The organism is Bradyrhizobium sp. (assembly GCF_035935975.1).
Lineage (GTDB): Bacteria > Pseudomonadota > Alphaproteobacteria > Rhizobiales > Xanthobacteraceae > Bradyrhizobium.
Window position 1 is genome coordinate 1 of the sequence record NZ_DASYWN010000021.1, and the last position, 12531, is coordinate 12531.

14 protein-coding genes, 3 tRNA genes and 1 pseudogene are annotated in these 12531 nt (G+C 63.7%); 10 read left to right on the forward strand and 8 right to left on the reverse strand.

Annotated features, from left to right (window positions below):
• The 4 genes from VGR99_RS09740 to VGR99_RS09755 form a co-directional block, all read right to left on the reverse strand.
• On the reverse strand, positions 1-315 hold a 315-nt coding region (locus VGR99_RS09740; RefSeq protein ID WP_326898127.1), incomplete at its 3' end, for a hypothetical protein.
• 251 nt (positions 316-566) lie between these two features.
• Positions 567-640 (reverse strand) — tRNA-Gly (locus VGR99_RS09745).
• A gap of 371 nt (positions 641-1011) precedes the next feature.
• The gene (locus tag VGR99_RS09750; protein ID WP_326898128.1) at positions 1012-1215 is read right to left on the reverse strand and encodes a hypothetical protein; all 204 of its coding nucleotides are present in this window, start codon (positions 1213-1215) and stop codon (positions 1012-1014) included.
• A gap of 21 nt (positions 1216-1236) precedes the next feature.
• A complete protein-coding gene (locus VGR99_RS09755; RefSeq protein WP_326898129.1) occupies positions 1237-1422 on the reverse strand; it encodes a hypothetical protein in 186 nt (61 codons plus the stop codon).
• Between the two features lie 203 nt (positions 1423-1625).
• Here VGR99_RS09755 and VGR99_RS09760 point away from each other — a divergent pair, with 203 nt between their 5' ends.
• Entirely contained in the window at positions 1626-2006 is a 381-nt protein-coding gene (locus VGR99_RS09760; RefSeq protein ID WP_326898160.1) for a YciI family protein, read from the forward strand.
• An 8-nt stretch (positions 2007-2014) separates the two neighbouring features.
• On the opposite strand, the gene VGR99_RS09765 is transcribed toward VGR99_RS09760, so the two are convergent.
• Positions 2015-2605, reverse strand: a complete 591-nt coding sequence (locus VGR99_RS09765) for a TMEM175 family protein (protein ID WP_326898130.1) — start codon at positions 2603-2605, stop codon at positions 2015-2017.
• A gap of 124 nt (positions 2606-2729) precedes the next feature.
• Between VGR99_RS09765 and VGR99_RS09770 the strand changes: the two genes are divergently transcribed.
• The 3 genes from VGR99_RS09770 (at position 2730) to VGR99_RS09780 (ending at position 6952) form a co-directional block, all read left to right on the forward strand.
• A complete protein-coding gene (locus tag VGR99_RS09770; RefSeq protein WP_326898131.1) occupies positions 2730-4787 on the forward strand; it encodes an ATP-dependent helicase in 2058 nt (685 codons plus the stop codon).
• A 56-nt stretch (positions 4788-4843) separates the two neighbouring features.
• Positions 4844-5824, forward strand: a complete 981-nt coding sequence (locus VGR99_RS09775) for an NADPH:quinone oxidoreductase family protein (RefSeq protein WP_326898133.1) — start codon at positions 4844-4846, stop codon at positions 5822-5824.
• Between the two features lie 96 nt (positions 5825-5920).
• The gene (locus tag VGR99_RS09780) at positions 5921-6952 is read left to right on the forward strand and encodes an LLM class flavin-dependent oxidoreductase (RefSeq protein ID WP_326898134.1); all 1032 of its coding nucleotides are present in this window, start codon (positions 5921-5923) and stop codon (positions 6950-6952) included.
• Between the two features lie 118 nt (positions 6953-7070).
• Here VGR99_RS09780 and VGR99_RS09785 read toward each other — a convergent pair.
• A tRNA-Tyr gene (locus VGR99_RS09785) sits at positions 7071-7156 on the reverse strand.
• Positions 7157-7363: 207 nt separating this feature from the next.
• Between VGR99_RS09785 and rlmB the strand changes: the two genes are divergently transcribed.
• Positions 7364-8194: a 23S rRNA (guanosine(2251)-2'-O)-methyltransferase RlmB gene (gene rlmB, locus VGR99_RS09790; protein ID WP_326898135.1), complete on the forward strand. Its 831-nt coding sequence runs from the start codon at positions 7364-7366 to the stop codon at positions 8192-8194.
• A gap of 62 nt (positions 8195-8256) precedes the next feature.
• On the opposite strand, the gene VGR99_RS09795 is transcribed toward rlmB, so the two are convergent.
• Positions 8257-8754, reverse strand: coding sequence for a hypothetical protein (locus VGR99_RS09795; protein WP_326898136.1), 498 nt, complete (start codon positions 8752-8754; stop codon positions 8257-8259).
• A gap of 44 nt (positions 8755-8798) precedes the next feature.
• Positions 8799-9284, reverse strand: coding sequence for a hypothetical protein (locus tag VGR99_RS09800; protein ID WP_326898137.1), 486 nt, complete (start codon positions 9282-9284; stop codon positions 8799-8801).
• Between the two features lie 305 nt (positions 9285-9589).
• On the opposite strand from VGR99_RS09800, the gene VGR99_RS09805 reads away from it, so the two are divergent.
• The 5 genes and pseudogenes from VGR99_RS09805 to VGR99_RS40090 form a co-directional block, all read left to right on the forward strand.
• On the forward strand, positions 9590-10060 hold the full coding sequence (locus VGR99_RS09805; RefSeq protein ID WP_326898138.1) for a hypothetical protein: 471 nt from the start codon (positions 9590-9592) through the stop codon (positions 10058-10060).
• 166 nt (positions 10061-10226) lie between these two features.
• Positions 10227-10301, forward strand: a tRNA-Thr gene (locus VGR99_RS09810).
• A gap of 141 nt (positions 10302-10442) precedes the next feature.
• Positions 10443-10754, forward strand: a complete 312-nt coding sequence (locus VGR99_RS09815) for a hypothetical protein (RefSeq protein WP_326898139.1) — start codon at positions 10443-10445, stop codon at positions 10752-10754.
• Positions 10755-10768: 14 nt separating this feature from the next.
• Positions 10769-11404 (forward strand): AAA family ATPase, encoded by a 636-nt coding sequence (locus VGR99_RS09820; protein WP_326898140.1) that lies wholly within the window; start codon positions 10769-10771, stop codon positions 11402-11404.
• A gap of 17 nt (positions 11405-11421) precedes the next feature.
• Positions 11422-12075 (forward strand): annotated as a pseudogene (locus VGR99_RS40090) (recombinase family protein); the annotation flags it as partial.
• Positions 12076-12531 lie beyond the last annotated feature (456 nt).

Sequence of the window (12531 nt, forward strand, 5' to 3'; positions counted from 1 at the left end):
GTCGTAGCCACTCAGTTTGGGGGTGCCGGGCGACCCTCGCAGCGAAGCGATCTGCCGGTTCAGGCACGCGCCGTAGGCAACGGGTCCGTTTGTCCGTTCCACAACGCAAGCAAGCTCGATTGTATGTCGCGTCTCGCTGTCGTAGCCGCTCAGATTGGGGATGGTTGTGGGTAAGTCCCGCGTCGTCTGAGCGGCCAGCGGCGCACTGAATACGGCTAAAACTGCGCCCAACGCTGTGATCCAAGCCAGCACGCGCTGCGGTGCGCAAATCAGCCAGAGCAGCTTATAGGCTCGATAATCAAGCATACCGAACATGAATAGACCTCAACGACTATAATGAGAGACGTCAATCTGCGGGTGGATGGCTGCCACGGACGCGGCGCTCACGTCTTGTGATTTGTTGCCAATTTGTTGGGAGTACGGGCCAATTAAAATTGGTGTTCGCAAGTCACGACGGCACATTGAAGCGACGCGCGGCGCGAACAAAAGACGACGATTTCTCCAAATGAGCGGCAGCCGCTTTGTCCAAATGAAAACGGAGGATGCGACCAAGTGCTTGAAAACGTTGGAGCGGGTGAAGGGAATCGAACCCTCGTATTCAGCTTGGAAGGCTGCTGCTCTACCATTGAGCTACACCCGCGTCAGGGGGCTCCCTAACACGGCCCGGCGGCGGTCTCAACTGCCACAAGGGCGGCATGTTGCGCCTTTTGGCAGCTTTCCGCCCCTTGCGCACAGCGCCGGTTCCGCGCCGGCCACCTCCCCTTAACGGCGGGGCGATTTCGCCCTATATTGAGAGTCCCGAAACCAACGAAAGGAGGTGATCCAGTGTCTTATCTCAAGCGCTGTCACCTCGCTGGGATCGCCCGCTAGGCTTTAACTCAAGGCCTGGCATCGGGGCGCTCTCAGCCCTGGACCAGCGAGCAAGAAATCGGGCGCGACGGGGCCTCCCCGCCGCGCCTTTTCTTTTGGTCGATTGGGGTTTGCCTCGATCGGGAGGACCGGCTCGCCTGCTCAAATCGTGCGAATCCGTTCGCGCAACGCGACGGCGGCGATCAGAACGCCGACGCACCAGGCCATCACCGCCCTGTGAGGCTCCCCGCCGAGAAGCACGGTGAAGATGCTGGCGAGCAGGCACGGGGCGATCGCCTTGCCGTTCCGGCTTGCGAGCGAGAGCAGAAACGGCAGCGCGGCGAGCGCGATTTGCAGGACGTCCATGTTGGAAGACGGTATCAGGCTTCAGAAGCCGCAGACGTTGTGCGCGCGCGGGCGTTTTCCCCGGCGGCTCTCGACGATGCGCTCGCCGCCGTTCTCGGCCGAGCTGCCGTAATAGCGATGATGGCCGGACTGGTCGTGCAGATCGGCAGGCTCCGATTGTGCCGCCCGCCGTGCGTCGCAGATGATCTTGATGGTGTGACCCGACATAATCGCCTCCGAATTCCTCAGCCTTCTTGGTGGTGATCAGTCGCATCGGCTTCAGGCAGCGTTCACATCAAGGGGCCGCAATCGCGTTTCAGGATGGTTTCGTCACGCCGGCAGGACGCAATATTTTATGCGCGGGGGTTGTCGGCGCAGGCCGTGGTGATACGTCCTTTGGACGCGCGCAGCGAAAAATCAACGAGGTGACGATGCTTTACGCCATCCTGGCCTACCATGTGGAAGACGAGCTCTTGTCCTGGACGCCGGAGCAGGACGCCGCGGTCGTGGCCAAGGTCATCGAGGTTCAGGCGCCGCTGCGGGCCAGCGGACACCTCGGACCGGCCGCCCGTCTGGATGACACGAAAAAGGCCCGTACCCTGCGTGGCCCCGGCGCGGGCATGGTGCTGGACGGCCCGTTTGCTGAAACCAAGGAGCAGCTGCTGGGCTTCCATCTCGTCGAATACGACACCGATGAGGAGGCGATCGCGGCGGCGCGGAAGCTGCGCGCGGTCAATCCGTCCGCGGTTTACGAAATCCGCCCGGTCAAGCTTTACGTGCCGGCCGATGGGTTCGGCGCGACGCCGGGCTGAGTCGAAGCCTACGAATCCTGGTCCACCGGTGACGCATAGAAGCGCTGGATCAGGAGTCCACCGAAGGCGATGAACCAAACGAAGGGTGCGACCTGCGGCGCGAAGGTCGCCACGATCGTGCCCGGGATGAACACCAGCAGCGGAAACAGCGAGGCCATGATCTCGTGGCGCCAGCCGCCGATGATGGTCCACCACAGCAAGGCATTGAGCCCGGCGATCGCCGTCAGATGCAGGCCGTACAGCACAGCGACCGCGCTGCTCATCGCGTAATTGGTGTAAAGGCCGTTGGTCACCGGCAACAGCACGATCGAGAGCAGGAAGAACAGATTGAGGATCACGGCGCCGCGGCTGCCGACCGGCTGGCGCGCCAGCCGGCGGTGATGGCTGATCCAGAATACGCCGGCGATGATGAAGCTGAGGGCGAAGCCGGCGAGCTTGCCGGAATAGACATGGGCGAGGTCGCTCCAGTCCGGCGCGCTGGTAAACACGGCCGATTTGGGCAGGTCATAGGCCAGCAGCGTCATCGCGACGCCAAAGATGGTGTTGCTGAGCGATTCCAGCCGCCGCATCTCGAACTGGTCGGGCTTGAGCTCGGTCATGCCGGGTGCTTTTCGGGCTGGAACCTTGAGGCGCGTTGTCCCTAGGTCTTAACATCGGTTCCGTCCAGCCGCATTGCGATTCGCGCCGCGATCGCCGATTCTCACCCTTTCACCGGGGCGATTCGTGACGACCTATCTGGACACGCTCAATGCGGAGCAGCGCCGCGCCGTCGAGCATGGCGTGGCCGACGGCGTGACCGTGGGTGCCCCCCTGCTCGTCATCGCCGGCGCGGGCTCCGGCAAGACCAACACGCTGGCCCACCGTGTCGCGCATCTGATCGTCGCCGGCGCCGATCCGCGCCGCATCCTGCTGATGACGTTCTCCCGCCGCGCCGCGGCCGAGATGGCGGGCCGGGTCGAGCGGATCGCGCGAAAAGTGCTGGGCGAGAACAATGCCGCGATCATGCGCGATGCGCTGACCTGGGCCGGCACCTTCCACGGCATCGGCGCGCGCCTCCTGCGCGAATATGCCGAACGGATCGGCGTCGATCCCGCCTTCACCATCCACGACCGCGAGGATTCCGCCGACCTGATGAACCTGGTGCGGCACGAGCGCGGCCTGTCGAAGACCGAGAGCCGCTTTCCCGCCAAGGGCACGTGCCTGTCGATCTACTCGCGCTGCGTCAACGCCGAGATGGAGATCGAGAAGGTGCTCGGGGCGCACTATCCCTGGTGCGCCGGCTGGGCCGCCGAGCTGAAGGGCCTTTTCGCCACTTACGTCGAGGCCAAGCAGGCCCAGCACGTGCTCGATTACGACGACCTCCTGCTCTACTGGTCGCAGATGATGAGCGATGCGCTGATCGCCGAAGAAATCGGCGGCCGCTTCGATCACGTGCTGGTCGACGAGTATCAGGACACCAACCGCCTGCAATCTTCGATCCTGCTGGCGCTCAAGCCCGACGGGCGTGGGCTCACCGTGGTCGGCGACGACGCGCAGTCGATCTATTCGTTCCGCGCCGCCACCGTGCGCAACATCCTGGAGTTTCCGCAGAGCTTTTCGCCGCGCGCGGAAATGATCACGCTCGACCGCAATTACCGTTCGACGCAGGCCGTGCTGGCGGCGGCCAACGGCGTCATCGGCCTCGCGCGCGAGCGCTTCACGAAGAACCTCTGGACCGACCGCGCCTCCGGGCGGAAGCCGCAGCTCGTCACCGTGCATGACGAGGCCGACCAGGCGCGCTACATCGTCGAGGAGGTGCTGGCCAACCGCGAGCAAGGCGCGCTGCTCAAGCACCAGGCGGTGCTGTTCCGCACGTCCTCGCATTCCGGCCCGCTCGAGATCGAGCTGACCCGCCGCAACATTCCCTTCGTGAAGTTCGGCGGGCTGAAATTCCTCGATGCCGCGCACGTCAAGGACACGCTGGCGCTGCTGCGCTTTGCCGAAAACCCGCGCGACCGCGTCGCCGGCTTCCGCATCCTGCACCTCTTGCCGGGCATCGGCCCGGCGACCGCGCAACGCGTGCTCGACCAGATGGCCGAGAGCACCGACCCGCTGCACGCACTCGCACAGCTCCCGGTGCCGGCGCGCACCGGCGCCGACTGGACCGACTTCGTCCGCACGGTCGAGAATTTGCGCTATTCGGAATGGCCTGTCGATCTCGAACGCGTGCGGCTCTGGTACGAGCCGCATCTGGATCGCATCCACGAGGATTCCGAGACACGCCGCGCCGACCTCATGCAGCTCGAGCAGATCGCGAGCGGCTATTCCTCGCGCGAGAAATTCCTGACCGAGCTGACGCTCGATCCGCCGGACGCGACCAGCGACAAATCCGGGCCTCCCCTTCGTGACGAGGACTATCTGATCCTCTCCACCATCCATTCCGCCAAGGGCCAGGAGTGGAAGTCGGTGTTCGTGCTCAACGTCGTCGACGGCTGCATGCCCTCCGATCTCGGCGCCGGCACCAGCGCCGAGATCGAGGAGGAGCGCCGCCTGCTCTATGTCGCGATGACCCGCGCCAAGGACGACCTCCACCTCGTCGTTCCCCAGCGCTTCTTTGTCCATGGCCAAGCCGCCAAGGGCGACCGCCACGTCTACGCCTCGCGCACCCGCTTCATCCCGGAATCCCTGGTCTATCTGTTCGAGCGCACGGCCTGGCCCAAGGCCGCCGCAGGCGCAGCCCGCACCGCGGCGCAGGGGCCGAAGATCGACATCGGCGCGAAGATGCGCGGGATGTGGCGGTAGACACAAGAGGCTGGTGTCGAGACCTGTCAGGATAACTGGAACAGCAGAGGTCCGACATGAAAGCCGTCGTCGTCGAGCAATACGCGTCCATCGATCAGATCGAACTGAAGGACGTTCCGTCTCCGCGCGCGGAGCCCGGGCAAGTGCGCATCCGGGTTGAGGCTGCCGGGATCGGGTTTGTCGACGGCCTGAAGGTTCAAGGCCTCTATCAGACCAAGGATCCCCTGCCCTTCGTTCCCGGAACGGAGTTCTCAGGAATTGTGACAGAAGCCCCGGGCGAGCCAGGCGGCTTTCGAGCCGGCATGCGCGTCATGGGCATGACGCGGTCGGGCGCGCTTGCTGAAGAGATCGTCGTCAGCCCCTTGGCGCTTCATCCGCTTCCGGACGGTGTCGCAGCCGAGGTCGCCGCCTCGTTCCGTGCGAATTATCTCACCGCACTTTATGCGCTGAGTGCACGCGCCACGATCGCCGCAGGCGAGCAACTGCTCGTGCTGGGCGCCGCCGGCGGCACCGGGACCGCGGCCGTGCAGATCGGCAAGCTGCTCGGCGCCCGCGTCATCGCAGCGGCCTCGACGCCGGAGAAGCGCGCGTTCGCGCAGGCGCACGGCGCCGACGCTGTCATCGACTACACGCAGGCCGGCTGGCGCGACACGCTCAAGGAGCTGACCAACGGACATGGCGCCGATGTGATCTTCGATCCCGTCGGAGGCGAAATCTCGGTGCAGGCTTTTCGATCGATCGCCTGGCGCGGACGCCATCTCGTGGTCGGTTTTGCCGGCGGCGCCATCCCCGCGCTGCCGTTCAATCTGCCGCTGCTGAAGGGCGGCGCCCTGCTCGGCGTCGACCTCGCGCAGATTCCCGTGCGCGAGCCGGATGTCCAGAAGCGGCTGATGTCGCAGCTGATCGACTGGCTCGCCGACGGCAAGCTGAAGCCCGCGGTCGGCCGTGTCTTCGCGCTGGAGGAATTTCGCGAGGCCTTCAGGACGATGCAGACGCGCGCTGCGCTCGGCAAGATGGTCGTCCGTATCTCGGGGTAGGTCACACAAACGGAAACCGAGCATTTCCGAAAGCCGCCTTGTGGGCTGACGGTCGTCCATTAAATCTGGCCGATCCTCCCCACAGAGACCTGATCGATGACCACACCGCTCGAATTCGGCCTGGACACCTTTGGCGACGTCACCAGGGATGCCTCCGGCGCCGTGCTTCCGCACGCGCAGGTGATCCGCAACGTCGTCGAGGAAGCCGTGCTGGCCGACGAGCTCGGCCTCGACTTCATCGGCCTCGGCGAACATCACCGCGCCGATTTTGCGATCTCCTCGCCCGAGACCGTGCTCGCGGCGATCGCCTCGCGCACCAGACACATCCATCTCGGCTCGGCCGTGACGGTGCTGAGCTCGGACGATCCGATCCGCGTGTTCCAGCGCTTCGCCACGCTCGATGCGCTTTCCAATGGACGCGCCGAGGTGATCCTCGGCCGCGGCTCGTTCACGGAATCCTTTCCGTTGTTCGGCTTCGACCTGCGCCAATACGAAGAGCTGTTCGAGGAGAAGCTCGACCTGTTCGCCGCGCTCTTGTCGCAGAAGCCGGTGAGCTGGGAAGGCAAGCTGCGTCCGCCGCTGCGGGACCAGCTCGTCTATCCGCCGGTCGAGAACGGCACGCTGAAGACCTGGATCGGCGTCGGCGGCAGTCCGCAATCGGTGGTGCGCGCCGCGCATTACGATCTGCCCCTGATGCTCGCCATCATCGGCGGCGATCCCGCGCGCTTCGCGCCCTATGTCGATCTCTATCACCGCGCGTTCAAGGAATTCGGCCGCCCCGCGCAGCCGATCGGCGTGCACTCGCCCGGCTATGTCGCCGAAACCGATGAGCAGGCGCGCGAAGAGCTGTGGCCGGACTACAAGGCGATGCGCGACCGCATCGGCAAGGAGCGCGGCTGGCCGCCGATGGGCCGCGACGAGTTCGTCAGCGAGGCCGAGCACGGCTCGCTCTATGTCGGCTCGCCGGAAACGGTCGCGCGCAAGATCGCCAAGACCGCGAAAGCGCTCGGCATCTCGCGCTTCCAGTTGAAATATTCCGCGGGGCCGCTGCCGCACGAAAAGCTGATGAAGAGCATCGAGCTTTACGGGCGGAAGGTGGTGCCGATGGTGCGGGAGTTGATGGGGTAGCGCTTCGCGACAGCACGCCTCGCGCCTTTCAGGCTACGGCGCGGCAACCTTCGCTAGCTTCGCGTGACGGTGATTTGGGCTGGCTTGCCCAGCCGCAGCTCGCGAAGCGAGCGAAGGCTGGTGGGGGAGGCAGGACTCGAACCTGCGAAGCCATGAGGCGGCTGATTTACAGTCAGCTCCCTTTGCCACTCGGGACACTCCCCCGCTCGACGGCAGCACAATCGGGCCGGACCTTGCCGGCGGACCGAAGACGGCCATGGAACGTGAAGGCCGCGACAGCCCGGATGGGGGCGCGACCGGGCGCGTTTATGGGCGATGCGGTGGGGCAAAGTCAACCGAGGCGAACAGCTAAAATCGCCTTCGAAGGCACCCAAATTGCCATATTCCGGCACCCGTGACACAAGCGAGCCCATGAAGGACAAAAAATTCGCTCCGAGGGGGCCCCGCGGCGGGGCTAAGCCCTTCAACAGGCCCGGGAAATCGGCCGGCCGGCCGGCCCGGCGCGAACGCGATTCGCACGGCGACGGGCCCGTCATCCTCTATGGCTGGCACACCGTCACCATGGCGCTCCAAAACCCCGCCCGGCGGATCCGCAAGCTGACGCTGACCGAGAACGCCGCAAAGCGCTTGGCGGACGAAAACATCCAAACCCGGATCGCGCCGGAGATCGTCCGGCCCCAGGAGATCGACCGGCTGCTGTCTCCGGACGCCGTGCACCAGGGCCTGCTCGCGGAGGCCGATCCCCTGCCCTCGCCCGACATCGAAGACTTGGCGCAGGAAGGCATCGTGTTGGTGCTCGACCAGATCACTGATCCGCACAATGTCGGCGCGATCCTCCGCTCCGCTGCGGCCTTCGCGGTGAAGGCGATCGTCACGACCGCGCGCCATAGCCCGGAAGCAACCGGTGTGCTGGCCAAGGCCGCCTCGGGCGCACTGGAATTGGTGCCGATGGTAACGGTGCAAAACCTCGCCCGCGCACTGAACGAACTGAACGACTGCGGCTTCCAGACCGTCGGTCTCGATAGCGAAGGCAGCGAGGACCTCTCGGACGTCACGTTGCGCGAGCCGCTCGCGCTGGTGCTGGGTGCCGAAGGCAAGGGCCTGCGGCAATTGACGCGCGAGACCTGCAGCGTCGTGGCGCGGCTCGACATGCCCGGCGAGATCAAGAGCCTCAACGTCTCGAACGCCGCCGTGCTCTCGCTTTATGTCGGCGCGAGCCGGCTCGGGCTGATGAAGCGCTAACAAAACAAAACGCCTGCCCGCGTCACGCGGGCAGGCGTCTCGTCAGCTCAACCGATCAGAGATCAGTAATAGCGGCGCAGCACGCGGTGGCCGCCATAGTACGGCGCGTAACGGTGCGTGTAGCCATAGCGCGGGCCGTAGCCGTAATGCGTGCGCGGCAGGTAGCCGTAGCGCGGACCGTAGCCGTAGCGGTACGGACGGTAATACGGACGGCGGTAGGGATAAGCGGCCGGCGCTTCGACGGCAGCGGCGCGATAGCCATAACCGTAGCCGTAATTGGCGGGGGCAACGACCGCGTCCTCACGATAGGTCGGATACGGCGCGAAGGCGCCCGGGCCGGTGTAGGTCGGGCCCTGGTTGACGTAGTAATACTGCGTGGTCGGCTCGGCGAGACGCTCATAGGCGCCGTAGCCGTAACCATAGCCGCCGCAACCGGTGTTGCAGCCGGAGAAGACCGGCGCGACCGGAGCGCACGAGGTGAAGCCGCACGCCGAGGCCGGCGCGGTGGCAGCGAACATCACGGCTGCCGCCGCGACCAGTCCCGAAATCATCTGACGCATTACTCTCTCCTGTTAATTTCCGTTTGTTGGATTTTTGACGTTTCTCAACCCGGCGGCTTGCCGGGCAATTCGACATGCGGACGCGGCCGCGGGCGGCGCGGCCGGTCATTGATCTCAGGCGCGTAGATCACCGGCGGCGGATCGACGGGCGGATCCATCTGCACCGGCAGCGGCGCGGACGATGCGCCCCAGCTCTGGTGATAGCTCTCGGCGGGCTTCGGCAATTTGCGGTTCGCGGGCGGCTCGACCTCGAGCCGGCCGTAGCCGGGCCGCAGGCCCAGCGTCGGATAATAATGGCCGACATCGTCGGGCTGCCGCTCGGCGATATAGCGTCCGCCGTAGATGGTCGGCTGGACCTGGACGTTCTTGCCGAGGCCCCAGACGCCCTCGACGACGCTGTAGGAGGCGTCGATGCCATTGATGATGATGGGCACGCCGGGACGGCCGGGCACGACGATATCGAAGCCGCCGCCGGCGAATGCCGTCGCGGGCAGTCCGATCAAGAGGGCAGCGAGTGCCACGGCGCGCATGAGAAATCCCGTTTATCCGCAGACAACCTAACCGATTGCGCCACGGAGAGGGTTAAGGCGAGCTCACCAAATTCCGGTAAGCCTAACGTGCAAGGATCGACAGCGGCTCAAATGCCGGAAGGCCGCTAGCGAAGCGTTAACGAGATGCGAGCGCGCGCGTGTGCCGGAGCGCGACCAGGCTGCATGGCACAGACTGCACATCCTAAGCGGGTCACGTCGATGTGACTCCTCTCACACGAAACCGCGGAACGACTCCGTCTCTGGCACGCTTAGCAAGCGTTGCTAACCAACATGGAGTCAATGCCATGACGAGCCTGAAACTGATCGGCGCGGCGGCGATCGCCGCATGCGCACTCGCAGGCCCCGCAATGGGTCAATCAGCCATCACCAATCCCGCCGCTTGCGAATCCATGTTCGCCAGCGCCAACTGCCTGAATACGGGCGCTGGCAGCCCCTATGCCACCAGCCGCCAACAGCGGCAAAACCGGAACGCGGCCTATCGGCAGCAGAACCGCAATGACAGCGGCTTCTGGCCGGTGGATACCGCGGGCGCAGTTGCCGGCGCCGCCGTCGGCACCGCCGCAGCCGTTGCGTCGGCACCGTTCCAGGGTTGGGGCAATTCCTACGCCTATGACACTTCCGGCGGCTATAGCGGCCGGTACGGCGAAATGGGCTGGTACGGCAATTGGGATACCTATGCAGCCCGCAACGGCATCGTGTGCCGGCCCGGCACCTGGATCAAGGGCGAGGACGGCCGCCGGCACATCTGCCAGTAAATCCTTCCTCATCGGGTTCGAAGGTTTCAGGCGGCCGCCTTGTGGCCGCCTGTTCCATGCCGGGGAAACGCCCCACGCGGGTTCTGGCACTTTCCGATCAAGTCTGATATTGCGGCGCGCGGGCGGACAGCCCGGCGCACGCCGGCCCTCCCCGCTTTCCAGCGTCGCCGGCTTAGCTCAGCGGTAGAGCAGCGGTTTTGTAAACCGAAGGTCGGGGGTTCAATCCCCTCAGCCGGCACCACCGATTTAGCCGACAAGAACAGACACGGCACATTTAGCTTCGGTATCTGGTCCGAATAGCTCGGACCTATCCATCAACCCGCCGCGCACGGCGGGTTTTTCTTTTCGTGCGCCACCGGCCGAGTGCTTCCGGCCAGCTTCAATGGAAACAATGACAAGAACCGAAATCGAGGCGGCGATTTACGCCAGCCTCAGAAGAACCGCGCGTTGGCGCCGAACCATCGCCCAACGCTTCCCGAACGATCCCCGAAATATTGGCGCCGCTGAGCGGCTTGGCGACATTGCCGGGCGGGTTTCCCTGTCCGGCGAGCAGTGCGCCGCCCTCGCTCCCCATTTTGACGATAGAGAGCGCTGGAATGATGCACTGTCTGACACCAGCCGTGCTGTTGGCATTCGCCTAGGCTTCGATAGCTTTGATGCTTACGTGCAAAACTTGATCGGTGCCCTGCAATGAGTTGGGCGGCTTTCATGAACGCTGAACTCGCCCGCGACCCTTTGCCGGTGATTGATCCACGCGACTGGCAGGACAAGCCGGTGCCGCCCCGCGACTGGCTGGTTGATGGTCTGGTACCCATGCGGGTGGTCACGCTCTATTACGGCGACGGCGGAACCGGCAAGACCCTGACCGCCATGCAGTTGATCGTCGCAACCGCCCTAAAGCTCGACTGGTTTGGCAGGCCGGTGGAAAAAATCGGTCCTACCCTGCTCTACACAGCCGAAGATGAGGCCGACGAACTGCACCGCCGCTTCGCCGCAATCGTCGCTCAGAGCGGCCACCAGTTGCGTGACCTCGAAGGGGTGCAGGTTATACCCATGGCCGGATTAGACCCCACGCTGGCCACGCAGAACGCTTCTGGCGGCATTTCAATGACAAGCCAGTTCGAGAAGCTGAAGAAGGCTGTCGAAGAGCACAAGCCGCGTTTGGTGGTGATTGACCCTGCCGCCGATGTGTTCGCTGGTGACGAAATCAAGCGCGTGCAGGTTCGCCAGTTCGTCCAGAAGCTTGCCAAGCTCGCCCTGGACAACGATTGCGCTGTGCTGTTGCTCGCGCACCCGTCGTTGACGGGCCTAACCTCAGGCCGTGGCACGTCCGGCTCTTCCTAACGAACCTTGCCCAGAAGGTGCGGCGTGGACAGAAGGGCGTACTTGACGAAGGGCGCAATCCAGGTGGTGACATTTATGGCTATCGTGTCCGCAAGGGCGAAGCTGGAGTCCTTGATATCGACCCCGAGACCTCAAAGGTTGTGAAACGAATATTTGAGGAATACGGAAACGGGGCTTCACCTCGAAAGATTGCCGCCAATCTTAATCAGGATGGGATTCCATCCCCTCGCGGCGGTGTGTGGAACGCGTCAACCATCAACGGCAATATTGCGCGGGGCCAAGGCATCTTACTGAACGAGCGGTACGTTGGCCGAGTTGTTTGGAACAAGCGCAAAAATTTCAAAAACCCCAAAACCGGTAAGCAGGTTCGGCGGGACAATCCATCTTCCGATTGGATTTACAAAGAAGTGCCCCACCTTCGTATCATAGACGACAAGCTCTTTGGCCGGGTTAAAGAGCGGCGAATGGAGGCCGGAACACCTTCCGCACGCAGGGCACCAAAATCAACCCGATTGCTGTCCGGTTTGTTACGCTGCGGCACTTGCGGTTCTGGAATGACATTGGACGGAAACGATCGGAGCGGTCCCCGCATAAAGTGTAGCCGACACAGAGAAAGCGGAAGCTGTTCGAATGGCGCAAAATACTATGTGGAGAAGATCGAAAGCCTAGTTGTTAGACGACTGAACGAAAGCATCGATAACCCCGAGCGAATGGGCAAATTCGTTGAAGCCTATGTGTCCGAAAGGCGCGCACAGTCCGCCGCAGCGACCAAGAACAAAGCGAAGCTCGCATCCCGGCTAACCGTCTGCAAGAAGGAAATGGACCGTCTGATTGACGCCGTAAAAGCCGGGGTATTCGAAGCGCACGAAGTCGCACCGAAAATCGCAGCCAACCGACAAGAAGCGGCCAACCTAGAAAGTGAAATTGCATCGGCAGACGAGTCGATATCCAAGGTCGATTTGCACCCGGCTTCCATTGCCCGGTTCAAGACCCATTTGACCCAGTTATCCGGTCTCGAAGCGAAACCTAACGAAATCCTCCGGGACAGCATACGCTCACTAATCGACAGCGTAACGGTCCTGCCCCGACGAGCCGGTGAGGATTACAGGGTTGAGTTGAGGGGGCGG

Coding starts and splice junctions, on each gene's coding strand:
- VGR99_RS09760 (WP_326898160.1), top strand. CDS start 1,626: ATGCTTTACGCCATCCTGGCCTACCATGTGGAAGACGAGCTCTTGTCC.
- VGR99_RS09795 (WP_326898136.1), bottom strand. CDS start 8,754: ATGCGTCAGATGATTTCGGGACTGGTCGCGGCGGCAGCCGTGATGTTC.
- VGR99_RS09820 (WP_326898140.1), top strand. CDS start 10,769: ATGAACGCTGAACTCGCCCGCGACCCTTTGCCGGTGATTGATCCACGC.
- VGR99_RS09755 (WP_326898129.1), bottom strand. CDS start 1,422: ATGTCGGGTCACACCATCAAGATCATCTGCGACGCACGGCGGGCGGCA.
- VGR99_RS09780 (WP_326898134.1), top strand. CDS start 5,921: ATGACCACACCGCTCGAATTCGGCCTGGACACCTTTGGCGACGTCACC.
- VGR99_RS09765 (WP_326898130.1), bottom strand. CDS start 2,605: ATGACCGAGCTCAAGCCCGACCAGTTCGAGATGCGGCGGCTGGAATCG.
- VGR99_RS09800 (WP_326898137.1), bottom strand. CDS start 9,284: ATGCGCGCCGTGGCACTCGCTGCCCTCTTGATCGGACTGCCCGCGACG.
- rlmB (WP_326898135.1), top strand. CDS start 7,364: ATGAAGGACAAAAAATTCGCTCCGAGGGGGCCCCGCGGCGGGGCTAAG.
- VGR99_RS09805 (WP_326898138.1), top strand. CDS start 9,590: ATGACGAGCCTGAAACTGATCGGCGCGGCGGCGATCGCCGCATGCGCA.
- VGR99_RS09815 (WP_326898139.1), top strand. CDS start 10,443: ATGGAAACAATGACAAGAACCGAAATCGAGGCGGCGATTTACGCCAGC.
- VGR99_RS09750 (WP_326898128.1), bottom strand. CDS start 1,215: ATGGACGTCCTGCAAATCGCGCTCGCCGCGCTGCCGTTTCTGCTCTCG.
- VGR99_RS09775 (WP_326898133.1), top strand. CDS start 4,844: ATGAAAGCCGTCGTCGTCGAGCAATACGCGTCCATCGATCAGATCGAA.